The following is a 23,641-nucleotide window of genomic DNA, read 5'->3' on the forward strand; positions in this document are numbered from 1 at the left end:
AGAAACACCGATGCCCAAAGCGCTGCCCCGCCGCACCGTGCTCCGCGCCGCGGGGGCCAGTTTGGCCCTGCCGCTGCTGGACGCGATGACCCCCGCGTTCGCCCGCCCGGCCCCCGGGTCCGCCGGGGATCCCGCCGCCGTGCCGCGGCGGATGGTGGCGATCAACGTGGACCTCGGCTTTCTGCCGGACGCCTTCTTCCCGACGGGGACTGGCCGCGGGTACGCCCCTTCGCCGTACCTGAAACTGCTGGCGTCGCGGCGGGAGGACTTCACGGTGTTCAGCGGACTAAGTCACCCGGAGGTGGACGGCGGGCACAGCGCGGACGTGTCGTTCCTGACCGGCGCCCCGCACCCGATCAGCGCGGGGTTTCGGAACACGATCTCGCTGGACCAGTACGCCGCCCGTCAGATCGGCCACCGCACCCGGTTCCCCACGCTGGCGCTGCGGGTGGGCCCGGGGAACGGGTCGCTCTCCTACACGGCCGACGGCGTCCGCATCCCGGCGGAGATGGTCCCCTCGCGGGTCTACCGGCAGCTGTTCGTGGACGGCTCCGCCGCCGAGCAGGCCGCCCAGATCCGCCGGCTGCGGGAGGGCCGCAGCCTGATGGACGCCTTCGACGGGCAGATCGATTCCCTGCGGCGGAAGGTCGGCGGGCCGGACCGGGACCGCTTGGACCAGTACCTGACCGCCGTCCGCGACGTGGAGAAGCGGCTGGAGGCGAACCAGGCCTGGCAGGCCCGCCCGAAGCCGGAGGTCGACGCCCCGGAGCCGAAAGACGTGCTCGACGCCGGCGCCCTCGTCACCCGCACCCGCACGATGTACGACCTCGCCCGGCTGGCCTTGGAGACGGACTCCACCCGGCTGATCAGCGTGCTCGTCACCCAGGCGTTCAACCCGAAGGTGGACCTGCCCGGCGTGGAGATGCCCCACCACGCCCTCACCCACCAGGCCAGCCGCGACGACGCGCGGGGCCAGTTGGAGACCGTCGAACGGGCCCAGATGACCGAACTGGCCCGGCTGCTCGACGGCCTAGCGGAGGTGAAGGAGGACGGCGAACGCCTGCTGGACCGCACGATGGTCATGCAGGGCAGCAACTTGGGGAACGCCGGCCGGCACGACAACTCCAACCTGCCGATCCTGCTGGCCGGCGGCGGGTTCCGGCACGGGCAGCACCTCGCCTTCGACCGCGACCGCAACCGCCCGCTGGGCGACCTGTACGTCTCCATGCTCCAGCGGCTGGGCCTGGAGACGGACCGGTTCGCCACCGGCACGACCACGCTGCCCGGTCTGGAGGCGGTCTGATGAAGTGCGTGACGAAGCTGCTCCGCGGCCCCCTCGCCCTGATCGCGGCGGCGCTGTGGGCCGTTCCGGGCTCGCCCGCCGCGGCCGGCCCGCCGGCCGACGGGTCTCCCGGCCGGCCGAACCTGCTGGTGATCGTGGCGGACGACCTGGGGTACTCCGACCTGGGCTGCTACGGCGGGGAGATCGCCACGCCGCACCTGGACCGGTTGGCGGCCGGGGGCGTGCGGTTCTCGCAGTTCTACGCCACCCCACGGTGCTGCCCGTCGCGGGCCTGCCTGCTGACCGGGCGGGAGCCGCACGCCGTCGGGCTGGGCCACATGACCCGCGACGCCGGCGCCCCCGGCTACCGCGGGCGGTTGGCTCCGGGTGCCCTCACGGCCGGCGACCGCCTCGCCGCGGCCGGCTACCGCACCTTTCTGGCGGGGAAGTGGCACCTCGGCACGCCGGACCCCACCCGCCACGGGTTCGAGGAGTTCTACGGCACCCTCGCCAGCGCCAAGACCTTCTGGGATCCCGATCACTTCCGCCGTCTGCCCGCCGGCCGCACGCCGCTGCGGTACGAACCGGGAGATTTCTACGCGACCGACGCGGTCGTCGACCACGCCGTCGAGTTCCTCTCCCGGGCGGACGACACGCCGGGCCGGCCGTGGTTCCTGTACCTCGCCCTCAACGCCCCGCACTTCCCGTTGCAGGCGCCGGAGGAGGCGATCGCCGAGTACGCCGACCGCTACGCCGCCGGCTGGGACCGCCTGCGGGCGGAGCGGCTGGGCCGGATGAAGGCCCTCGGCGTCCTCCCGGCGGACGCGGGCCTCTCCCCCCGCGGCGAATACCTCGACTGGGCCGCGGACGAACTGCGGCCGATCCCCGCCTGGGACGACCTGCCCGCCGACCGCCGGGCGGACCTCGCCCGACGGATGGCGATCTACGCGGCGATGGTGACGCGGCTGGACGCCGCCGTCGGGCGGGTGCTGGGGCAGCTCGAAGCCCGGGGGGAGCTGAACGACACGCTGGTCCTGTTCACCAGCGACAACGGCGCCTGTGCGGAGTGGGACCCGTTCGGGTTCGACGGCGAATCCGGCCCGGACAACAACGTGCTGCACACCGGCGACGAGTTGGCCGCGATGGGCTCCCCCGGCACGTTTCACAGCGTGGGCGCCGGGTGGGCGAACGCCTCGAACACGCCGTGGCGGCTGGCCAAGCACTTCGCCCACGAGGGCGGGATCTCCGTCCCGCTGATCCTCGCCGGCCCGGGCGTGCCGGACGCGGGGACGGTGGAAACGGCGCCGGCCCACCTGCTCGACGTGCTCCCGACGCTGCTGGACGCCGCGGACGCCCCGGCGGACGGCCTCGCCGGCGTCTCCGTGCGGTCGCTGGCGGCGGGCGGGTCCGCGGGCGAGGCCGCCGCGGAGCGGGCGCTGTTTTGGGAGCACGAGGGGAACCGGGCGGCCCGGCGGGGGCGGTGGAAGCTCACGGCGCTGCGGGGCGAGCCGTGGGCGCTGTTCGATCTGAAAACCGACCGCACCGAAACCCGCGACCTGTCCGCCGCTCACCCCGACCGCGTCGCGGAACTGGCTGCCGCGTGGGATGCCTGGGCCGCGGCGAACGACGTGACGCCGGCGCCGGCCGATTACGGCGTCGCCTACCTCGCCGGCGGCGACCCCGCCGCGGCGCCGGTCGCGGACGTGGAGGCCCCGGCCGACCCGGCCGACGCCGCGGCGGCCGCCGCCCCGCCGCGGGCCGTCGGGCCGGTGCGGAAGCTGGCCGGGGGCTTCCGGTTCACCGAGGGCCCGGCGTGGGACGGGGCGGGGACGCTGTACTTCTCCGACCTGCCGAACCGCACGCTGCACCGCTGGACGGAGGAGGGCGGGGTCGAACTGCTGCGGACCGGGGCGGTGTTCTCCAACGGGATCGACGTGGACCGCAACGGGGCGCTGGCCTTCTGCGAGGCGTCCGGCCGGATCGTCCGCCGGGCCGTCGACGGCTCCGAGGCGACGCTCGCCGACCGCTGCGGCGACCAACCCCTCGGCCTGCCGAACGACCTGTGGATCGGCCCGGACGGCGCCGTGTACTTCACCCTGCCGCGCGACCGCCGCGGCCGGGGCGGGGCGAAGCCGCCGCCGGACGGCAAGCTGTACGCGACCGTCTGCCGGATCGACCCGGCGACCGGGGCGGTGCGGGACCTCGACCCGGACGACGTGCTGGTGAACGGCCCGAACGGGATCGTCGGCAGCGCCGATGGCAAACGGCTGTTCCTCGCCGACCCGCCCGGCCGGGCCTGCTGGGCCTACGATCTCGGGCCGGACGGGGCGCTCTCAAATCGCCGCCGGATCGCCGACCGGGCCTCCGACGGCCTCACGGTGGACGAACGCGGCAACCTGTACGTCACCGGCAAGACGGACGTGCTGGTCTACTCCCCGGCCGGGGAGCGGATCGCCGCGATCCCGTTCCCGGAGCAGCCGGCGAATCTGACTTTCGGCGGCCCCGACGGCCGCACGCTGTTCGTCACCGCCCGCACCGGGCTGTACGCCGTGGACATGAACGTCCGGGGCGACCGCCCGGCCGTCGCCGTCCCCCCCGGCCCGCGGCCGGCCCACCGCCCGGACCCGCCGGGAACCGTCAAGAACGTCCCCCAACGAGACACGCCCGAATGACCGATCCCGCGTCCGCCGACCGCCCCGCCCCCCGCTGGCCGGGGGTGAGTCAGTTCGACCTGTCCGGCCGTACGGCGATCGTGACGGGCGGGTCGAAGGGGCTCGGGGAGACGATCGCCGCCGGGCTGGCCAGCGCCGGGGCGAACGTGCTGCTGACCAGCCGCAACGCCGCCGAGGCCGAGGCCGCCGCCGCCAAGATCGCCGCGGAGTACCCCGTGAAGACCCTCGGCCTGGCCGCCGACGTGACCGACGAGGCCGCCGTCGCCGGGATGATCGCCCGCTGCGTCGAGGAACTCGGGGTGCCGGGGATCCTGGTCAACAACGCCGGCGTGAACGTCCGCGGCCCGATTGCGGAGTTGAGCCTGGAGGAGTTCCGCAGCGTCCAGCGGATCAACGTGGACGGCGTGTGGCTCTGCTGCCGGGAGGCGGTGAAGGCGATGCGCGACGGCGGGACCGCCGGCCACGGGCGGATCATCAACCTCGCCAGCACGCTGGGGCTGGTCGGGCTCGCCGACCGCACCCCCTACGCCTCCAGCAAGGGGGCAGTGGCGAACATGACCCGGGCGTTGGCGCTGGAGCTGGCCGGGGAGGGGATCACCGTGAACGCGATCTGCCCGGGCCCGTTCCTCACCCCGATGAACGAGCCGATCGCCGAGACCGAGCAGGCCAAGAAGTTCATCGTCGGCGCCACCGCGCTGGGCCGCTGGGGCCTGCTGCCGGAGATTCAGGGGGCCGCCATCTTCCTCGCCTCCCCCGCTGCCAGCTACGTGACCGGCAGCATGCTGACGGTCGACGGCGGCTGGACCGCCCAGTGACTTCTTCTTCCCGAGACCGCACGTCCCGAGACCGCATGACGACCGCACCGATCTCCCGCCGCACCGCCCTGGCCGGGGCCGCGCTGGCCGGGGCCGCGCTGCTGGCTGCGCGGGCCTCCGCGGGGGGCGCGCGGCCTAACTGCGACAGCGAACCGGGCGACGGCGAACCGGGGCAGCCGAACCGCGGGCGGCTGGGGCTGACGGTCTGGGCCTGCAAGTGCCTCCGCAAGGTGCGGCGGGCCGCGGGCGGGCCGGACCTGAACGACCCGTTCGTTTTCCTGGAGCACTGCCGGCAACTCGGCGCCGGGGGGATGCAGATCCCGCTGGGCGTCATGGAGCCCGCGGACGCCGAACGTCTGGGCGCCTGGGCCGCCGAGCACGGGATGTACGTCGACGCCGTCGTGCGGCTGCCCGCCGAGCGGGACGCCGAGCAGTTCGCGGCTCAACTGGAGACCGCCGCCCGGGCCGGGGCCGCCGCGGCCCGCACGCACCTGTTCCCGGGGCGGCGGTACGAGGAATTCGACTCCCGCGCCGGCTTCGAAGACGCCCTCGCCGAGGGGAAGCGCCGGCTGGCCCGGGCCGCCCCGCTGGCGGAGGCCGCCGGCGTGCCGCTGGCGATCGAGAACCATAAGGACCAGCGGCTCGGCCCGCGGGTGGACCTGCTGGAGGCCTACGACAGCCCGTTCGTGCGGGCCTGCGTAGACTTCGGCAACAACGTCGCCCTGCTGGACGACCCGTACGAGACCGTCGAGGCGCTGGCCCCCTTCGCCGCCTCGGTGCACGTCAAGGATCAGTCGCTCACGCCCACGCCGGACGGTTTCCTGCTGGGCGACGTGCCGCTGGGCGCCGGCAGCCTGGACCTGCCGCGGATGGTCCGGGCCGTCCGGGCGGCGTGGCCGGCGGCGAACTTCTCGTTGGAACTGATCACCCGCGACCCGCTGAACGTGCCCTGCCTGACGGACGGGTTCTACGCGACCTTCCCCGACCTGCCGGCCCGCGACCTGGCCCGCACGCTGCGGCTGGTCCGCGCGAACCCGACGGCGGGGCAAAAGATTTCCACGCTGTCGCCCGAGGCGGCGGCGGAGCGGGAATCGCGAAACGTCCGCGAGAGCCTCGCCTACGCCCGCCGGGAGCTAAACCTGTGACGCACGCCGTTCCCCGCCCGACCACCCGCCGTCGGTTCCTCGCCGCCGCCGCCGCCTCGGCCGTGGCCGGGCCGGCGTTCGCCCGGTCGACGGATTCGCGGTTGCGGGTCGGGCTGATCGGCTGCGGGGTGCGGGGGCGGTATCTGATCGCGAGCCTGCCGCCGACGGCCCGGATCGCGGCGGTCTGCGACTGCGCGACCTCCCGCATGACCGAGACGCTGCGGCCGACCGGCGAGTGGGCCGACCTGCTGGGCGACTGGGCCGCCGCGGACGGTTCGTCGGTTCACACCTTCCAGGACTACCGCCGCCTGATCGACGCCGGCGGGCTGGACGCCGTGATCGTCGCGACGCCGGACCACCACCACGTCCCCGCCGCCACGCACGCGCTGGAGGCCGGGCTGCACGTCTACCTGGAGAAGCCGGTCTCCGTCTGCGTCGCCGAGGGGCGGGAGTTGGTCGAGGCCGTCCGCCGCAGCGGGCGGGCGTTGCAGGTGGGCAGTCAGCAGCGGTCGATGGCGGTGAACCGCACGGCCTGCGAATTCGTCGCCGGCGGCGGGCTGGGGGCGGTCGAGCGGGTCGAGTTGCCGAACTACCCCGGCCCGCTCCGCGACCCGGTCTGGCCGGCCGAGCCGGTCCCGCCGGGGCTGGACTGGGACCTGTTCCTCGGCGACACCCCCCGCCGGCCGCACAACCGGCATCTGTGGGTGAAGGACCGCTTCGCGGTCGACGGCGTCGCCTGGCGGGGGTGGGACCTCTATCGGACCTACTCCGGCCACCTGACGACCAACTGGGGCGCCCACAGCGTCGACATGGTGCAATTCGCCTTGGCCGCGGACGGGACGGGGCCGGTCTCGATCGAACCCCTGCCGCCCGGAACTGGGGCGGACGCGGCGGCGCTGCAACGCGACTTCGATCGGAAGTGGCACAGGAAGACCCCGCCGCCGGAGGGCGGCTGGGCGGCGGCGAGCCGGTTCCACCCGGTCCGCCTGACCTACGCCGACGGCGTGACGGTCGAGTTCCGGCCGGGCGTGAAGGACGCCACGGTGCACGGGGCCCGCGGCGCCCTGTCGATCCCCCGCAACAACTACCGGGCGACCCCGCCCACCCTGCTGCCCCGCCCCAGCCAGGCGGACCGGGCGGTGTGGGAGGGCCGCGGGTTCGTCGCCCGCCCGCACCTGCAAAACTGGCTCGACGCGATCGCCGGGACGGCGGACCTGACCGCCCCGGCGGAGGTCGGCCACCGGACGGCGACGGTCTGCCACCTCGTCAACCTCGCCCGAGAACTGAGCCGCCCGCTGCGGTGGGACCCGACCGCGGAGCGGTTCAAGAACGACCCCGCCGCGAACGCCCTGCTGTCCCGCGAGCCCGCGGCCCGTGGATAGGACGTGTTCGTCGGCCCCAGCGAGCGGCGGGCTCCGCCGGTCGCTGGCCTGTGAGGGGGGCGGCTCGCCCGGATGCCGGCGGCTGTCGAAAGTGGGCGATGACCCGCACCCTCCGCACCGGCGAGACGTTCGACATGGTCTCCCCGCTGCGAAGGAAGGGCGGCGTCTTCCGGCCGTTCCTCACCCGGATGAACCCGCTGCGGGGCGAGGACGGCGGGGCCGCGAATCGGTCTACGCCTGGGGGAACCGCGGCCACAACACGCTCTCGATCGGCGACGCCTACCACGACCCGGACGGGGCGGGGCGGCTGGTCGGCGACGCCGAAACCTTCCCCGCCGCCCTCGACCTCACCGCCGCCCTGGGCGACGCCGTGACGACCGCCGTGCGGACCTACTCGATCCTCGACGGCGACCGCGGCGTCGAGGTCACGGACGAGTGGACCGCCGCCGGCGAGGCCTTCCCCACGCGGGCCCGCCTGCACACGGAGGCCGCGGTGGAGGTCGACGGCCTCTCCGCCGTGCTGACCCGCGGCGGCCGCCGGCTGCGACTGACGGCCGACGGCCCGGAGGGGACCCGCCTGGCCGCCGGCCCGATGGCCCGGCTCATCTCCGAACTGGACCGCCCGCAGGAGACGGTCACGGTGATCGACGTGCTGGTCCCCACGGCGGCGGGGGAGTCGAAGACCCTCGTCACCCGGCTGGAACTGCTGGACTGAGGCGGGTCTCCGAACCCTCCCGCTTTTCCGGGTAACCCGTCGGAGGCTTCCGCTATCCGTTCTCGGAACGCCGGCGCCGCCCCCCGCCCCGGAGACGTTCCCCCCCGCCCCCGCGATCCGCCCCCCGATGCCGCGACTCCCCGTCGTCGCCGTCGTTCTGACGGCCCTGTCCGCCGCCGCGCCCGCCGGCCGCCTCAGCGCCGGGGAGGGGGCGCCGAACGAACCCTCCGCGGCGGCGCTGGCCTTCGTGGAGAGCCACTGCCTGGACTGCCACAGCGGGGAGTACGCCGAGGCGGGGTTCGACCTGGACGGCCTCGCCTGGGAGTTCGACCGGCCCGAGGACTTCCGCCGCTGGAGCGGGGCGTTCGAGCGGGTCCGCCGCGGGGAGATGCCGCCGGCGGACGCCCTTCAGCCTGACGCCGCCGAGCGGGCCGCGGTCGTGGACGCGCTGGGCGGGGCGTTGATCGAGGCCGACCGCGAGCGCCAGCGGACCGTCGGCCGCAGCGAACTGCGGCGGCTCAACCGGGCGGAGTACGCCAACGCCCTCAAGGACGTGCTGGCCCTGCCGCACCTAGAGGTGGAGGACATGCTGCCGCCGGACGGGTCGGCCCACGGGTACGCGAAGTCCGCGGCGGCGCTGGACGTCTCGCACGTCACTGTCAGCCGCTACCTGGAGGCGGCCGATCACGCCCTGCGGGCCGCGCTGGCCCCGCGGCTGCACCCTGTGCCGCGGAAGGTCGTCCGGGCCGAACTGAAGAGCGTCGAGGGGGTCGAGGACACGCTCCAGACCCTCAAGGTGCAGCTCAAACAGACCATCGCGATGCCGCTGGTCGGCACGGAACTCGACCCGACGCTGGAGGTTCACCGCGGGAACTTCGCCAGGCGGGAGCCCGGGTACGTGAAGGACCCGGAGCCGCACTTCGACGGCGTCGCCACCTTCATGAACAGCCGGTCCAACCACAATGTGGTCGTGAAGCCGTTCAAGGTCCGCCAGAGCGGGACCTACAAGATCCGCGTGCGCGGCTGGGGCGTGCTGAACGACCACGGCACGCTGGTCCCCAGTGACCGCGGCGAGACCGTTGCGTTCTACTCCCCCAGCGGGCGGCTGCTCGGCCGGTGCGACCTCCCGCCGAACGAGCCGACCACCAGCGAAACGACCGTCTGGCTGAACGAGGGCGAGCCGGTTGAGTACCTCGCCGTCTCCACGCCCAACGAGAACGTGCAGCTCCCGGCGAAGCTGGAGCCGAAGTACGAGACGTTCAAGTCGCACGGCATCGCCCTGCAGTGGTTCGAACTGGAGGGCCCGCTGAGCCCCTGGCCGCCGGAGAGCCACCGCCGGCTGCTGGGCGACCTGGAGTTGGAGCCGACGGGACCTCAGCCGAACGGCCTGGAGTACCGGGCCGTCACCGACGACCCGGAGGCCGACGCCGAGCGGCTGCTCCGCCGGTTCGCCGAGCGGGCCTTCCGCCGCCCCGTCGCCGACGACGCCCTGAAGGTCTCGATGGGGCAGGTCCGCGGCCGGCTGGCGAACGGGGACCCGTTCGTCGACGCCCTGCTGGCCGGCTACCGGGCGGTCCTCGCCTCGCCGGAGTTTCTGCTGCTCCGTGAGGAGCCGGGCGAACTGGACGCCTACGCCCTGGCCGACCGGCTGGCCTTCTTCCTGACGAACTCCCCGCCGGACGGGGAACTGCGGGCCGCCGCGGCCGACGGTTCGCTGACCGACGACGCCGAACTCCGCCGCCAAACCGACCGGCTGCTGGACGACCCGCGGGCGGAGCGGTTCGCGGCGCACTTCCTCGACGACTGGCTGGACCTGGGGGCGATCCGCGAGACCCAACCGGACGGCAACCTCTACCCGGAGCACGACGCCCTGCTGACCGAGTCGATGCTGGAGGAGACCCGGGCCTTCTTCGCCGCCCTGCTACGGGAGGACCGGGGGGCGTTCCACGTCGTCGACTCCGACTTCCTGACGATCAACCAGCGGCTGGCCCAGCTGTACAACATCCCCGGCGTGCGGGGGTCGAAGCCGCAGACGGTGCCCGTTCCTGAAGACGGCGTCCGCGGGGGGCTGCTGACCCAGGCGAGCCTGTTGAAGGTGACGGCGAACGGGACGACGACCAGCCCGGTGGTGCGGGGGACGTTCGTGATGGACCGCCTGCTGGGCGACCCGCCGCCCCCGCCGCCGCCCTCGGTGCCGGCGATCGAGCCGGACATCAGCGGGGCGACCACGATCCGGGAGCAGCTCGCGGCCCACCGGGACGTGGAGGGGTGCGCGGTCTGCCACCGGAAGATCGACCCGCCGGGTTTCGCGCTCGAAAGCTTCGACGTAATGGGCGGGTACCGCGACCGCTACCGCGTCTCCGCCGACCGGGGGAAGGGCGTGAACCGCAAGTTCAACGGCCGGCCCGCCGAGTACGGGTACGGCCCGGCGGTGGACCCGTCCGGGGAGCTGTCCGCCGACGAGCCCTTCACGGACGTGAACGGGTTCCGCGAGCGGCTCCGCGGCCGCGAGCGGCAGATCGCCCGCAACCTGCTGGAACAGCTCCTCGTCTACGCCACCGGCGCCCCGGCGGGGTTCGCCGACGAGGCGGCCGTCGAGGCCATGCTCGACCGGCTGGCGCCCGGCGGGTACGGCGTGCGGTCGATGGTCCACGAGATCGTTCAGAGCCCGCTGTTCCGCCGCAAATAGCCGCCCCGCCGCCCCACGCCCCGCCCGCACCCCCCGCCGACCGCTCCCCATGAAGACGCCCGTCCGCCCCGCCGCCCGCCCGGCCCCGTTCATCTCCGCCAAGCGGCTCTCCCGCCGGACCTTCCTGAAGGCCGGCGGGGCCGTGGCGGCCCTGCCGCTGCTGGACGCCATGACCCCCGCCCGGGCCGCCGACGCGGGGCCGGACGTGCCGCGGCGGATGGTGGCGATGAACTTCGACCTCGGCTTCATGCCGGAGGAATTCTTCCCGCAGCAGACCGGCCGCGGCTACGAGCTGTCGCCCTATCTGAAGACGCTGGAGGCGTTCCGCGACGACTTCACCGTCTTCAGCGGGCTGAGCCACCCGGAGGTCGTCGGCGGGCACCAGACGGACCAGTGCTTTCTCACCGGCGCCCCGCACCCGCGGAGCGCGGGGTTCCGCAACACGATCTCGCTGGACCAGTACGCCGCCCAGCACGTCGGGCACCTCACGCGGTTCCCCACGCTGAACCTGCGGGTCGGCCCCGGCGGCGGGTCGCTGGCCTACACCGCCGACGGCGTGCGGATCCCCTCGGAGATGACGCCCTCCCGCGTCTACCGGCAGCTGTTCGTGCAGGGCTCCCCGCGGGAGACCGCCGAGCAGATCCAGAGGCTCCGCGAGGGCCGCAGCCTGATGGACGGGTTCGGCGGGCAACTGAAGGCCCTCGGCCGCGGCGTGAACGCGACCGACCGGGCCCGACTGGACCAGTACTTCACCGCCGTGCGGGATGTCGAACGCCGCCTCGCCGCCGGCGAGGAGTGGGAGCGGAAGCCCAAGCCGGAGGTGGACGCCCCGGCGCCCAAGGACGTGCTCGATCCCGGCGAACTCGTCACCCGCACCCGCACGATGTTCGACCTGACCCGCCTGGCCCTGGAGATGGACTCCACCCGGCTGGTGACGATCTTCATCACCCAGCAGTTCAACCCGAAGGTGAATCTGCCGGGCGTGGAGCTGCCCCACCACGCCCTCACCCACCAGAGCCAGCGGGAGGACTCGCACCAGCAGTTGATGACGATCGAGCAGGCCCAGATGGCCGAACTGGCCCGGCTGCTGGGCGGCCTGCAGGACGTGCGGGAGGGCGGCGAGACGCTGCTGGACCGCACGATGGTGCTCCAGGGCAGCAACCTCGGTCATGCCGGCCGGCACGACACGACGAACCTCCCCGTTCTGCTGGCCGGCGGCGGGTTCCGGCACGGCGGGCACCTCGCCTTCGACCGCGGCCGCAACGCCCCGTTGGCCAAGGTGTTCGTCAGCATGTTGCAGCGGCTGGGCGTGGAGACCGACCGCTTCGCTTCCGGCGAGGGGACCCTCACCGGTCTGGAGCCGGCCTGACGCCCCCGGTTCCCGTCGGCCCGGCGCCGCGCCCGGGGGATCTCCCGCATGAGGACGCATCAGTCCGGTAGAATATGGGCGGCCCGTCGAGCCCGCCGTCCGGTCCGTTTCCCCCGTTACGCCCCCGCGATGCCGTTCGCCGTTCGCCGCCCCGGTCCGGTCGTCGCGGGGTGCGTCCTGTCGGCATTGCTGGGCGCCGCCCGGGCGGAGGAGGCGTCGCCGCCCGAGCCGCTCTCCGCGGGCGTGGCGTGGCTAGAGTTCGAGGTCACCCCCCGCGACCTCGGGACCGGCCAGTTCCCCAACGGCGGGTGGGACGCCTTCGACGGGGCGAAGAAACTGTTCTGGGTCGGCAGCGGCTGGAAGGCGGGAGAGGATCGCCGCGGCCGGTGGGGGCTGTGGGACGCGGCCGGGAACCGCTTCGCCTTCGCCGAAGCCGGCGCCGGGCCGGGCGTCGAACCCGGCCGCACCGCCCGGCTGGTGGTGCGGGCGGACTTCGGGGCGGCGTCGCCCGGCGACGAGAGCCTGCGGCTGTGGGTCGATCCGGAGGTCCCCGCCGGCGCCGAGCCGCGGCCGGCCGACGCCGTCGCCGCCCTCGACGGGCTGACCCTGCCGCGCGTGGACCGATTCGTCCCCTACGCGGGCGGCGGGAGCCGCTACGACCTGCCCCGCCCCCGCGTCGCCGCCCGCTACGCCGACCTGTCCGCCGAGGTGCCTGCCGACGCCCCCGCCGACGCGCCGACCGAGCCCGCCGGCGCCCCCGCGGCGGACCCGGCCGGGGAGGAACTGTTCGTGCGGCACGTCGGGCCGCTGTTCGCCCGCAAGTGCTTGGCCTGCCACGGGGCGGACCCGGACGACGTGCAGGGCGGCCTGAGTTTGCTCTCCCGGGCCGGCGCGGTCCGCGGGGGGGAGTCCGGCGAGCCGACGGTCCTGCCGGGCGACGCGGCGGGGAGCCTGCTGCTCTCGGCGGTGCGGTGGGAGACCTACGAGATGCCGCCCAAGGAGAACGACCGCCTGACCGCCGAGGAGATCGCCCATCTGGAGCGCTGGGTCGACGCCGGCGCCCCCTGGCCGGACGCGGACCGTCAGGCGGAACTGCGGGAGCGGTACGAATCGCAATGGGAAACCGCCGACGGCGTCCGCGTCGCCACCAGCGGCGGGCAGAGCGAGGCGTGGACGAACCGCCGCTACGACCCCGCCGACCTGTGGGCCTTCCGCCCGGTCGGCGACCCCGCCGTCCCTTGGGACGCCCTGCCGGCCGGCGCCCCGCGGCGCCCGGTCGACGCCTTCCTGCACCGCAAGCTGAACGAGGCGAACCTGACCCCCGCCCCCCGGGCCGACGCCCGCACGCTGGCCCGGCGGCTGCACTTCGGCCTGACCGGCCTGCCGCCGACCGCGGAGCAGCTCGACGCCTTCGAGACCGCCTCCGCCGCCGACCCGGACGGGGCGTACGCCGCGCTGGTCGAGGAACTGCTCGCCAGCCCCCACTACGGCGAACGCATGGCCCGCCACTGGCTGGACGTGACCCGCTACGCCGACAGCAACGGCTACTCCCGCGACGAGTTCCGCCCCGACGCCTGGCGGTACCGCGACTACGTCGTCGCCGCCTTCAACGACGACAAGCCGTACGACGAGTTCGTGCGGGAACAGCTCGCCGCCGACGAGCTGGGCGTCCCCGACGAACGGGCCCGGGCGGCCCTCGGCTTCCTGTGGATGGGGCCGTGGGAGCACACCAACATGAGCGTCGCCGCCGAGACCCGGCAGCTGTGGCTCGACGACGTCACCAACAGCGTGGGGGTGACGTTCCTCGCCCAGGAGCTACGGTGCGCCAGCTGCCACGACCACAAGTTCGACCCGATCCCGACCCGGGACTACTACGGCGTACAGGCGGCGTTCGCCTCCACGGTGCACACCCGCGGGGGCGGGAAGTACGAGGTCCGCCCGCAGCAGGCCGACGCCGTGCACGTGTTGCCCGGCGGCTCACTGGAGGACCCGGGGGAGGCGGTGAACCCCGGGGTGCTCAGCGCGATGGTCGGCCTCGGCGGGATGCCGCCGGCGGACGTGCCGGATTCGCGGTCCGGCCGCCGGGCCGCGCTGGCGGACTGGATCGCCTCGGATCGCCACCCCTCCACCGCCCGGGTGATGGTCAACCGCGTCTGGCAGTGGCACTTCGGAACCGGGCTGGTCAAGTCCTCCAACAACTTCGGTCGGACCGGCTCCGGCCCGAGCCACCCGGAACTGCTGGACTATCTGGCGAACCGGTTCGTGGAGGGGGGCTGGTCCGTCAAGGACCTGACCCGGCTGATCCTCTCCAGCGAGGCCTACCGCCGTGGCGGCCGCTCCCCCGACCCGGACCGGCTGGCGGCGGCGGACCCGGACGGCGCGCTGCTCTCCGTCTTCCCCCCGCGGCGGCTGACCGCCGAAGAGGTCCGCGACGCCATGCTCGCGACGACCGGCGAACTGAACCGCGAGGTCGGCGGGCCGAGCGTCCGCCCGGAGATCCACTGGGAGGTCGCCTTCCAGCCGCGGCTGCTGATGGGCAAGCTCGCCCCGCCGTACGAGCCGTCGCCGCGGCGGGCCGACCGCAACCGCCGCACGCTGTACGCGGTGCACCTCCGCGGGCTGCGGGACCCGCTGCTGGAGACGCTCAACCAGCCCGGCGCCGACGCCGCCTGCGAGCGGCGGGACGAGACCAGCGTCGCCCCGCAGGCCCTCACGCTGCTACACGGGGAGTTCAGCCACGAACGGTCCCTCGCCCTGGCCGCGAAGATCGCCGAGCAGGCCGACGACCCCGCGGAGCGGGTCCGCCGGGCCTTCCGGGCCGTCCTCGGCCGCGACGCGACCGCCGCGGAGCAGGCCGCCGCGCTGGCGTTCCTCACAGAGGAGACCGCGGAGCAGCGAGCGCTCCGGATCGAGCCGGTCCCGCTGCCGACGGAGGTCACGATGCAGAACGTCAAGGAGCAGACCGGCGAGGTGGTCGAGCAGACGTTCGAGTTGAGGAGCCTCAAGGACTACGAGGAGGACCTGAAGCCTTGGCAGGTCGGCCCGGAGGTGCGGGCGCTGGGCGGGCTCTGCCTGGTGCTGTTCAACTCCAGTGAGTTCCTGCACGTGTACTGACCGCCCCCGGGGAACTCTCGACCGCTCCGCCGCCGCCCGCACAGTTTTACGACATGTCCTTCCCGCCCCGTCTGCCGCACCGCCGCCCGGTCGCCCGCCGCGACGCCCTGTTCGGCCTCGGCGCCGGGCTGGGGGCCCTCGCGTTCACCTCGCTGCTGGGCCGTGACGGCCGGGCCGCCGGACCCGCGGGCGACCCCGCGGCCGGGCCGCTGGCGCCCAAGCCGGCCCACCACGCGGCGAAGGCCAAGCGGTGTATCTTCCTCTACATGGAGGGCGGGCCGAGCCACATCGACACCTTCGACCCCAAGCCGAAGCTGACGGAGCTGGACGGGCAGGAATTCCGGCAGGCGGGCAAGCTGCTCTCCGGGATGTCCAGCGGCAAGCGGCGGTACGTCGGCAGCCCGTACTCGTTCCGGCGGCACGGGCAGTCCGGCCTGTGGATGTGCGACCGGTTCGAGCATTTAGCCGGCGTCGCGGACGAGCTGTGCGTTTACCGCGGGTGTCACGCGGAGTCCGTCAACCACCCCACCGCCAACCTGCACATGAACACCGGCAACCGCTTCGGCGGGGACCCGGCGGTGGGCGCCTGGGCGACCTACGGGCTGGGCAGCGAGAACGAGAACCTGCCCGGCTTCGTCATATTGCCGGACGTCTACTACCCGCAGGCCGGCTCGGCGAACTGGTCCAACGGGTTCCTGCCCGCCCACTACCAGGGGACGGCGCTGCGGGCGCAGGGATCGCCGATTTTGGACCTGCACCCGCCGGCCCACATGACCGCCGCCTCAGAGCGCCGCAGCTTGGACCTGCTGGCGACCCTGGAGCGGAACCACGCCGCCGACCACCCGCAGCACGGGGCCCTCGCCGCCCGGATGCACAACTACGAACTGGCCTTCCGCATGCAGGCGGAGGTGCCGGACCTGTTGGACGTCGGGTCCGAGCCGGAGCACGTCCGCAGGCTGTACGGGATCGGCGAGGGGCCGGACGACGGGTTCGCCCGCCGCTGCCTGCTGGCCCGCCGGCTGGTGGAGCGCGGGGTGCGGTTCGTGCAGGCCTACGCGGTCGGTTGGGACTCCCACGACGACCTGGAGCGGGCCCACGGGGCCCGCATCCGGGCCGTCGATCGCCCCGTCGCCGGGCTGATCCGCGACCTTAAGCAGCGGGACCTGCTGAAGGACACGCTGGTCGTGCTGTGCGGCGAGTTCGGCCGCTCCCCGGACAATTCCACCGGCCGCGGCCGCGTCGGCCGGGACCACAACGCCGACGCCATGACCGTGCTGCTGGCCGGCGGCGGCGTGCCGGCCGGCACGGCGGTCGGGGCGACGGACGAACTGGGCGCCAAAGCGGTCGAGACGGTCCACCCGATCCGCGACCTGCACGTCACTCTGCTGCATTTATTGGGACTGGACGACAACAAGCTGACCTACTTCCACGGCGGCCGCTACAAGCAGCTCAGCCAGACCGGCGGGCGGGTGATCGGAGAGCTGATCGCCTGAGCCGGCCTCTTGCCCCCTCTCCCCCACGGGGAGAGAGGAGGACGAAGATCGCCATTCTTCGGGAGTCGCCGGGTAACTCGCCCCCGTCGTCTGCTATCCCCCGGCGGGGGACACGAAGAACGCCGACCGGGAGGCCGAGTGGACGCGGATGCGGAACTGGACCGACACGTCCGCCGCGTGCAGGCCGGCGACCTGGACGCCTACGCCGAGGTCGTCCGGGGGTGCGAGCGGCTCGTCCGCGGGTGGGTCGGCGTCCGCTGTCCGCCCGGCGGGGACGCCGACGAGGTCGCCCAGAAGGCGTTCGTCGAGGCGTTCCGGCACATCGACGACTACGAACCGGGGACCGACTTCCGCGCTTGGCTGATGACGATCGCCCGCTACCAGCTGATGGCCGAGTGCACCCGCCTGCGGCGGGTCGCGGACTATCACAGCCGCTACGCCCCGCTGGCCCTCGCCGACGCCCTCGCCCGGCAGGTCGAGCGGGACCGGTTGGAGCGTGCGTCCGAACACGAGGCGAAGCTCGGCCACCTACAAACCTGTCTGGGGACGCTGGACGACGGCGCCCGGCGGCTGCTGGCCTGGCGCTACCGGGACGAGTTGCCGCTCGAACAGATCGCCGACCGCACCGACCGCAGCGTCGGGGCGATCAAGAAGAATCTGCACCTGCTCCGTAAGAAGCTCCACGAGTGCGTCCGCCTGAAAACCGCCGCGGAGGCCATGCCGTGACCGACCCCCGACCCGAAGACCGTTCGTCCGACGCATCGCGGCCCGAGCGGTCGCGGTTCGACGAGTTGTGGTGCGACTACCTGGAGGGCGGCCTGGACGCCGCCGGGCTGGCGGAACTCGGCCGGTTGTTGGACGGACGCCCGGACCTGCTCGCCGAGGCCGCGGCCTCCTACGAGACGCACCGGCTGTTAGGCGTCCACCTGCAACCGGCGTCGGGGGACGCGTTCCGGGACGGCGTCCTGGCGGCCCTGAGGGCCGACCGCGACGGGTTCGTCGGCCGCGTCGCCGGCGCGGTCCGCCCCGCCCGGCCGCTCCGCCCGCGGCCGCCGCTTTCCCGGCTGCGGGGGTACGGTCTGGTCGCGGCGCTCACGCTGCTGTGCTCGCTCGGCGTGCAGTGGGCGGTGTTCGGCCGCGCCGCCGACCGGGAGCCGCCCGCCGCCCCCGCGGCCCCGCGGGAGTACGTCGCCACGCTCGTCCGCGGGGACGGGTGCCGGTTCGTCGACGCCGCCCCCGTGAGCGACGGCGCCGGGGACGCCGTCCCGCGGCCGGTCCGGCCCGGTTCCCGGCTGACGGGCGGCACGATCCGGTCCGGCGGCGGGACGGCGGTCGTCCGCTTCGACGGGGGCGCCTCCGTCGCGCTGACCGGCGCGAGCCGGCTGACGATCGAATCCGCGGGGACCGCCGTCCTCGAATCCGGCGCCGCCGTGGTCCGCACGCCGGAGGAGGCCGCCGGGTTCATGCTGCGGACGCCGGCCTCGGACCTGATCGACCTGGGCACGGAGTTCGCCGTTTCCGTCGGGGCGACCGGCGAGACCGAGGTGCACGTGACCGAGGGGGAGGTCGAGTGGCACCGCCCGGAGGGGGACGGCGGCCGCGACCGCTCCGGCGCCGGGAGGCGCGAGAACTCCGGAGCGCGGCTACTTTCGGCGGGGCAGGCCGTGCGGCTGTCGGTCGGGACCGCGGCCGCCGTCCCCATCCCGCTCTCGGCCCGCCGGTTCGCCGAACTGGCCCGGGAGGGACGGTCGCCCCGCGGCGACGGGCGGCTGCTGGCCTTCGACGATTTCGATTACCCGATGGAACGCTCCGCCTCCGGCGACGCCGAGGCGGACGGCGGGTTCGGTTGGACGACCCACTGGTATCGCGGCTGGCCCAGAAGCGACCAGGTCCTCGACTTCGACCCGGACCACAGCCTCGACGCCCCCCCCGGCCTGGCGGCGGCGACCGGCGGCAGCCTGGAATTCCCCGCCGAACCCGACCTGAAAAAGAAGTTCCGCGAGGCGAGCAAGCGGCGGCTGGCCGAGCCGATCGACCTGAACTCCGACTCCGTCCGCTACGTCAGCGTGCTGTTGCGGCGGGACGCGGAGTCGGCCGGGCGGGACGACGAGTGGTTCCGGTTCATGCTGGTGGCGAGCGCGAACCGCAAACAGCGGATGGGGTTCGGCGTGCTGTCGGACCGCCGCCCGATCGTGTTCAACCTGGAGGGGAACGCCACGGCGCCGGACCGCGTCGGCGACGGCGAGACCTGCCTGCTGGTGGCGAAGATCGTCTGCGGCCGGGACCGGCCCGACCAGACCTTCCTGAAGGTCTACCGCCCCGGCGAGCCGGTCGACCCGTCCGAGCCGCTGGAGTGGACCGTCGCCGGCCGGATGGTCGACCGCCGCGAGCGGCTCGACGAACTTCACCTCTACAATGGCCGGGACCACGCCTACGTCGCCGACGAACTCCGCTACGGCGCCACCTGGGAGTCCGTCACCCCGCCGGCCGTCCCGGGCGGCTGAGCGAACCCGGGCCGGACGCCCCGGCAACCCATAGAACGTCCGCGCCCTTCGCCGGTACGGTGGCGGCCCGCCTGCGACGCCGAACCGGGCCCCGCCCTCCTGACGGAAAGACTGCCGTGAACGCCGTTCTGACGACCCTCGCATTTGCGATCGCGGCCGGCGCCGCGGCAGCCGGGAATGCGCCGGCCGACAACGCGCCGGCCGGGGACGACGGCTGGCGGCCGCTGTTCAACGGCGAAGATCTGTCCGGCTGGCGGGCGAACCTCGACCCGGACGCGTTCGCCGTGGAGGACGGCCTGCTCCGCGTCCGGGCGACCGGCCCGAAGCGAGCCCACCTGTTCTACGTCGGCGACGCCGGGAACGGGGAGGGGAACGGCGACGGCGACTTCGAGCGGTTCCGGAACTTCGAACTGGAGGCCGTCGTGCGGGCGGAGCCGAACTCCAACAGCGGAATTTTCTTTCACACCGACCGCACGCTGCGTGACGCGAAAGGTCACCTGGCGACGGGCTACGAGCTCCAGTTGAACAGTTCCGCCCGGGAGCGGCGGAAGACCGGCAGCCTGTACGCCGTGGTCGACCTCGACCGCTCGCCGGTGGACGAGACAAACTGGTTCGTCGTCCGCCTGGCCGTCCGGGACCGGCGGATTACGGTGGCGCTCGACGGCGAGACGGTCGTGGACTACACGGAACCGGAGAACGTCGAGCGGCCGGCGAGCCGGGCCGGTCGCCGCCTCTCCCCGGAGGGCGGCGCGATCGCCCTGCAGGCCCACGACCCGGACAGCGTGTGGTCCTTCCGGTCGATCAAGGTCCGGCCGCTCCCCTGACGGCGGCGGGCGGGCCGCGGCGGCGAAATCGCCGGTCGGGCGGGCGACCCGCTAGGGTGCGGCTCCCGCACCGGAGTCTCCCCGTGGTCCTCGCCCCGCTCCTCACGCTCGCGGCGCTCCTGACCGGACCGGCCGCCCCCGGCTTTGAGCCCGGCGTCGTCCCCCCCGGCCGCGTGGTCTACCCACCCGGCAGCGGCGTCGTGGACGTGGCGGGGGAGTACGGCGCCGTGCCGGACGACGGCCGCGACGACACCGCCGCCCTCCAGCGGGCGCTGGACGAGCACCCCTCCGGCAACCACATCTTCTACCTCCGCGACGGCGTCTACGACCTGTCGGGCACGCTGCGGCCCGCCCCCGCCCAAGGGCACAGCAAGCGGAACGTGATCCAGGGGGAGAGCCGCGACGGCACGGTCCTGAAGCTCGCGAACGGCCTGACGGTCGACGGCGAACCCTTCGCCGGGGCGGTCGTCGACTTCAACACCGCGAACGCCGCCCAGAACTTCCGCAACGGCGTGCGGGACCTGACGGTCCGCACCGGCGTCGGCAATCCGCGGGCGATCGGCCTGCGGTTCCGGGCCAGCAACCGGGGGGCGGTGCGGAACGTCCTGGTCGAGAGCGGGGACGGGGCCGGCGCCGTCGGGCTGGACCTCTCCAGCGACCTGAACGGCCCGCTGCTGGTGACGAACGTGGAGGTCCGCGGGTTCGACGTCGGCGTGAAGGCCGGCGGCGGGCACGCCAACAGCCAGACGTTCGAGCGGCTGACGCTGACCGACCAGAACGAAGTCGCCTTTCTCAACCCCGGCTGGAACATGGTCGCCGTCCGCGGGCTGCGCACGCGGGGCGAGGTCCCGGCGGTCGTCAGCCGCAACGGCGACCCGGAGGGCGTCCTCACGCTGCTCGACTCCCGGCTGGAGGGCGTCGGCGCCGCGGCGGAGCACGCGGCGGTCGAGTTGACGAGCGGGTTCGTCAGGAACGTCGAGGCGACCGGCTTCGGGGCGGAGGTGCGGCGCCGGTTCAAGAGCGCCGGCACCGGCTGGCAGTGGCGGCCGAGCGACGAGCCGCTCCCGCCCCCCGGCGAGGCGTTCGTCACCGCCCCCGGCCTGCGGCCGCCGGCCGCCGCCCCGCTGTTCCCGGACCGCCCGGCGGCGCCGTTCGTTCTGCCGGTCCGGGAGCCGCCGGCCGTAGCCCGCGACGCCCCCGCCGCGCTGTGGGTCGACCCCCGCGACCACGGCGGCGACCCGGCCGACGGGGCGAACGGCTACGAGGCGGAGAACTTCGCCGCCCAGGACGACACCGCCGCGGTCCAGGCCGCGGTCGACGCCTGCCCGCCCGGCGGCACGGTGGTCCTCTCCGGCGGGGCGTGGGTCGTGGCGGGGGAGGTCGTCGTCCGCGGCGGGGTGCGGCGGGTGGTCGGCGTGAACGCCCGCGTGCTCGGCGGCGGGCGGTTCACGGTCCGCGACGGCGACGAAGGGGGGCCGGCGGTCGTCGAGTTCGCGGACCTCGAGTGCCGCGGGCCGGGCCTGCACCACGGCTCGGACCGCACGCTGGTCGTGCGGCACTGCGACTTCGGCCTGCTGACGAACGACCCCGGCTGCGGGCCGATCTTCTTGGAGGATCACATCGGCTGGCTGCGGCTGGACGCCGCGACCGCTTGGGCGCGGCAGCTCAACACGGAGGGCGCCGGCGGCCCGCACGTCGACGTCCGCGGCGGCCGGCTGTGGGTCCTGGGGCACAAGACCGAGCGGGCCGACGCGACGTTCGTCCGCTCCGCGGCCGGCGCCGTCGCGGAGCTGTACGGCGTCTTCACCTATCTGAACAACGGCGAGACCGGCCTGCCGTGGTACGTCGCCGAGGACGCCACGTTGACGGCCGTCGGGCGGAAGGTCTACGGCCCCGGCGGCCGCGGCCCCGGGCAGGTGACGCTCCTGGAACGCTGGGACCGCGAGTCGCGGCTGGGCCGCGCCACGGACGCCGGCGCCCTGTTCCCGGCCGGCCTGTTCACCGCGGCCCCGGCGGCCGGGGCCGACTGAGTCGCCGCCCGCGTCAGTCCCCGCCGCCGGCGGGCGGATCGGCGTCGGCGGGCTCGACCGGCGCGATCGAGAACCCGTCGACCCGGTACTCCCCGCGGGCCCCGACGCGGAACTCCAGCGGCTCCCGCGGGCCGACCGCCGCGTCGGTCCGCGGGCCGCTCGTGCGGTCGGCGTCGGAGACGCCGGTCAGCCGGTTGTTCTCGAACGTCGCCGCGAGGCTCGCCTCGTTCCGCACCAGCGGCCGCGGCGGGCCGGTCAGCTCGACGCGGTTGTTCACGAACTCGATCGTGGAGAAGTCCGAGTTCGCGTCGATCCCGAACAGCCCCTCGGTGCGGGGCGTGGCCGTCTCCACGCCGACGACGTGGTTGTTGCGGAACGACAGCCGGTCGTACGCCGGGTCGCTCCAGAACACCCCGCGGCCGGGGTTCCTCACGAGGTTGTCCCGGAACGTGACCGGCCCGGGGGCGGCGGCGCGGCCGAAGCTGGCCATCAGGTTCCCGCCGTCGACCGCCGGGTCGAAGTCGAACAGGTTCCGCTCCACGACCAGGGCGTTGCGGGTCCCCTCGATCGAATAGCTGCGCATGAAGTAGTTGTGGTGGAGGTGGAAGGTGGGCGAGCCGTCCTCCGGCACGGGGCCGCCGGCGTGTTTGGGGATCGAGACGACGCCGTCCAGGTAGTTGTGGTCGATCTCCATGCCGCTCTCCCCCTCGAAGGGGAACTCGATCGCGAAGTTGCAGCGGATCGTGTTGTGGTGGATCCGCACGTCGCGGGCGCCGCGGCCCTTCACGCCGTACACGTGGTCCGGGTGGTCGGGGGTGATCTCGAAGGTGTTGTGGGCGATCTCCAGCCCGTGGGCCCAGCGGACGAAGATCGACCCGCCGACCGGCCCCTTCGTGACCCGCATGCGCCCGCCGGCGTCGGTGAAACGGCAGTCCGTGATCGACCCGCCCTTCGAATGGAACAGCCGCACGCCGCTCCACCGGAACGGTCCGACGTGCAGGTTCCGCAGCGTCAGGTCCTCCGCGTCGCGGGAGAGGATCGCCCCGTGCAGCCCGCCGCGTTCGGCCGTGCTGCGGAGCGTCAACCCCCTGATCATCACGCTCTGCGCCCGCGGCTCGACGACGATCAGGTAGGCGGATTCGTCCGCGGTGTTGTAGTCGGTCTCGTTGTCCGGCCGGTCGGTGGGGGCGGGCGTCCAGGTCGGGGCGGGGGTGAGGGCCGTCTCTCCGGGGCCGGCGCCGGCGAGCGTCATCCCGCTTTCGACCCGCAGCGGTTCGGTCAACTCGAACGTGCCCGGACCGACGGCGATCCGGTCGCCCGGGCTCCCGCCGTTCACCGCCTTGACCAGCGCGGCGACGTCCGTGATCGGGGCTAGGGCCTCCGGGGCCGGCTTTCCGCCGCCGGGGGGCGCCGCAGGCGTGCAGAGGGCGGCCTCGAGGAGGAGGACGGGAAGGGCGTGCATCAGACAGGCGGTGGGCGGAGGCGGGAGCGCCCGAGGGTAGCGCCTCCGGCGCCCGGGACGCGTCGAACCCGATCCGGCAGGCCCGATCCGTCGTCAACGGATTCGCAGGAATCTTCGCATCGGATCAGAATCGGCCGTGGGATCT

General features: G+C 74.1%; 15 protein-coding genes. 14 read left to right on the forward strand and 1 reads right to left on the reverse strand.

Annotated elements, in window-relative coordinates:
- Window positions 1-10: 10 nt before the first annotated feature.
- The 14 genes from ACG2DA_RS01125 (at window position 11) to ACG2DA_RS01190 (ending at window position 22,034) form a co-directional block, all read left to right on the forward strand.
- On the forward strand, window positions 11-1,303 hold the full coding sequence (locus ACG2DA_RS01125; RefSeq protein ID WP_395253614.1) for a DUF1552 domain-containing protein: 1,293 nt from the start codon (window positions 11-13) through the stop codon (window positions 1,301-1,303).
- 8 nt (window positions 1,304-1,311) lie between these two features.
- Entirely contained in the window at window positions 1,312-3,954 is a 2,643-nt protein-coding gene (locus ACG2DA_RS01130) for a sulfatase-like hydrolase/transferase (RefSeq protein WP_395253615.1), read from the forward strand.
- Window positions 3,951-4,769: an SDR family NAD(P)-dependent oxidoreductase gene (locus tag ACG2DA_RS01135; protein ID WP_395253616.1), complete on the forward strand. Its 819-nt coding sequence runs from the start codon at window positions 3,951-3,953 to the stop codon at window positions 4,767-4,769. Before ACG2DA_RS01130 ends, ACG2DA_RS01135 begins: the two co-directional genes overlap by 4 nt.
- 35 nt (window positions 4,770-4,804) lie before the next feature.
- Window positions 4,805-5,914, forward strand: coding sequence for a sugar phosphate isomerase/epimerase family protein (locus ACG2DA_RS01140; protein ID WP_395253617.1), 1,110 nt, complete (start codon window positions 4,805-4,807; stop codon window positions 5,912-5,914).
- The gene (locus ACG2DA_RS01145) at window positions 5,911-7,296 is read left to right on the forward strand and encodes a Gfo/Idh/MocA family protein (protein WP_395253618.1); all 1,386 of its coding nucleotides are present in this window, start codon (window positions 5,911-5,913) and stop codon (window positions 7,294-7,296) included. The genes ACG2DA_RS01140 and ACG2DA_RS01145 overlap by 4 nt, the downstream gene beginning before the upstream one ends.
- A 91-nt stretch (window positions 7,297-7,387) precedes the next feature.
- Complete coding sequence (locus ACG2DA_RS01150) at window positions 7,388-8,011, forward strand: hypothetical protein (protein ID WP_395253619.1); 624 nt, start codon at window positions 7,388-7,390, stop codon at window positions 8,009-8,011.
- Window positions 8,012-8,138: 127 nt separating this feature from the next.
- On the forward strand, window positions 8,139-10,700 hold the full coding sequence (locus ACG2DA_RS01155; RefSeq protein WP_395253620.1) for a DUF1592 domain-containing protein: 2,562 nt from the start codon (window positions 8,139-8,141) through the stop codon (window positions 10,698-10,700).
- A 49-nt stretch (window positions 10,701-10,749) separates the two neighbouring features.
- Window positions 10,750-12,069 (forward strand): DUF1552 domain-containing protein, encoded by a 1,320-nt coding sequence (locus tag ACG2DA_RS01160; RefSeq protein ID WP_395253621.1) that lies wholly within the window; start codon window positions 10,750-10,752, stop codon window positions 12,067-12,069.
- A gap of 129 nt (window positions 12,070-12,198) precedes the next feature.
- Window positions 12,199-15,183 carry a PSD1 and planctomycete cytochrome C domain-containing protein gene (locus ACG2DA_RS01165; RefSeq protein ID WP_395253622.1) on the forward strand — a complete coding sequence of 995 codons (2,985 nt, stop codon included), beginning with the start codon at window positions 12,199-12,201 and terminating at the stop codon, window positions 15,181-15,183.
- Window positions 15,184-15,236: 53 nt separating this feature from the next.
- Window positions 15,237-16,676, forward strand: a complete 1,440-nt coding sequence (locus tag ACG2DA_RS01170) for a DUF1501 domain-containing protein (RefSeq protein ID WP_395253623.1) — start codon at window positions 15,237-15,239, stop codon at window positions 16,674-16,676.
- Window positions 16,677-16,814: 138 nt separating this feature from the next.
- Window positions 16,815-17,402: a sigma-70 family RNA polymerase sigma factor gene (locus tag ACG2DA_RS01175; RefSeq protein ID WP_395253624.1), complete on the forward strand. Its 588-nt coding sequence runs from the start codon at window positions 16,815-16,817 to the stop codon at window positions 17,400-17,402.
- Window positions 17,399-19,180, forward strand: a complete 1,782-nt coding sequence (locus tag ACG2DA_RS01180) for a FecR domain-containing protein (RefSeq protein WP_395253625.1) — start codon at window positions 17,399-17,401, stop codon at window positions 19,178-19,180. Before ACG2DA_RS01175 ends, ACG2DA_RS01180 begins: the two co-directional genes overlap by 4 nt.
- Before the next feature lie 116 nt (window positions 19,181-19,296).
- Complete coding sequence (locus ACG2DA_RS01185; protein WP_395253626.1) at window positions 19,297-20,004, forward strand: DUF1080 domain-containing protein; 708 nt, start codon at window positions 19,297-19,299, stop codon at window positions 20,002-20,004.
- An 83-nt stretch (window positions 20,005-20,087) separates the two neighbouring features.
- Complete coding sequence (locus ACG2DA_RS01190) at window positions 20,088-22,034, forward strand: glycosyl hydrolase family 28-related protein (RefSeq protein ID WP_395253627.1); 1,947 nt, start codon at window positions 20,088-20,090, stop codon at window positions 22,032-22,034.
- Window positions 22,035-22,047: 13 nt separating this feature from the next.
- Here the strand turns inward: ACG2DA_RS01190 and ACG2DA_RS01195 are convergent, their stop codons facing one another.
- A complete protein-coding gene (locus ACG2DA_RS01195; RefSeq protein ID WP_395253628.1) occupies window positions 22,048-23,496 on the reverse strand; it encodes a right-handed parallel beta-helix repeat-containing protein in 1,449 nt (482 codons plus the stop codon).
- Window positions 23,497-23,641: the final 145 nt, after the last annotated feature.

It is taken from the genome of Alienimonas sp. DA493 (genome assembly GCF_043951915.1).
Lineage (GTDB): Bacteria > Planctomycetota > Planctomycetia > Planctomycetales > Planctomycetaceae > Alienimonas.

Coding starts and splice junctions, on each gene's coding strand:
- ACG2DA_RS01135 (WP_395253616.1), top strand. CDS start 3,951: ATGACCGATCCCGCGTCCGCCGACCGCCCCGCCCCCCGCTGGCCGGGG.
- ACG2DA_RS01140 (WP_395253617.1), top strand. CDS start 4,805: ATGACGACCGCACCGATCTCCCGCCGCACCGCCCTGGCCGGGGCCGCG.
- ACG2DA_RS01195 (WP_395253628.1), bottom strand. CDS start 23,496: ATGCACGCCCTTCCCGTCCTCCTCCTCGAGGCCGCCCTCTGCACGCCT.
- ACG2DA_RS01155 (WP_395253620.1), top strand. CDS start 8,139: ATGCCGCGACTCCCCGTCGTCGCCGTCGTTCTGACGGCCCTGTCCGCC.
- ACG2DA_RS01165 (WP_395253622.1), top strand. CDS start 12,199: ATGCCGTTCGCCGTTCGCCGCCCCGGTCCGGTCGTCGCGGGGTGCGTC.
- ACG2DA_RS01160 (WP_395253621.1), top strand. CDS start 10,750: ATGAAGACGCCCGTCCGCCCCGCCGCCCGCCCGGCCCCGTTCATCTCC.
- ACG2DA_RS01125 (WP_395253614.1), top strand. CDS start 11: ATGCCCAAAGCGCTGCCCCGCCGCACCGTGCTCCGCGCCGCGGGGGCC.
- ACG2DA_RS01170 (WP_395253623.1), top strand. CDS start 15,237: ATGTCCTTCCCGCCCCGTCTGCCGCACCGCCGCCCGGTCGCCCGCCGC.